At 44.1% G+C, this 397-nt stretch carries 1 rRNA gene; it reads left to right on the top strand.

Going from position 1 to position 397, the window contains the following annotated elements:
- Positions 1–84 (top strand): 16S ribosomal RNA (locus tag RJP21_RS31085); the annotation flags it as partial.
- Between the last annotated feature and the right edge of the window lie 313 nt (positions 85–397).

Consider the following 397-nt stretch of genomic DNA (forward strand, 5'->3'; position numbering starts at 1 on the left):
CAGCCGCCGAAGGTGGGGTAGATGATTGGGGTGAAGTCGTAACAAGGTAGCCGTATCGGAAGGTGCGGCTGGATCACCTCCTTTCTATGGAGAATCGCTTCCTGTAACGGAAGCATTCAAATATGCCTCAAGCTTACGAAGCGAGCTTTACTTCGTAAAGCTTTCATCTCACTCGTTGGTCAGTTTTGAGAGTTCAAACTCTCGCATACGATTTCCAGAACTTGCTTGGTGACAAGCGTGCTGAGGATGGTATGATATAAGTCCGGTTGAAAAAAACCGGATGATTTGATCCTTGAAAACTAGATACCGAAACGAATTTGCGTTTTAGAAATATCCTTTTAGCTGAACTTGTGTCAACAAGTTTAAGTAAAAGTAGCAGCGAAAGATTCGTGATGGG

This window comes from Paenibacillus sp. VCA1, assembly GCF_031583795.1.
GTDB lineage: Bacteria > Bacillota > Bacilli > Paenibacillales > Paenibacillaceae > Paenibacillus_AQ > Paenibacillus_AQ albilobatus.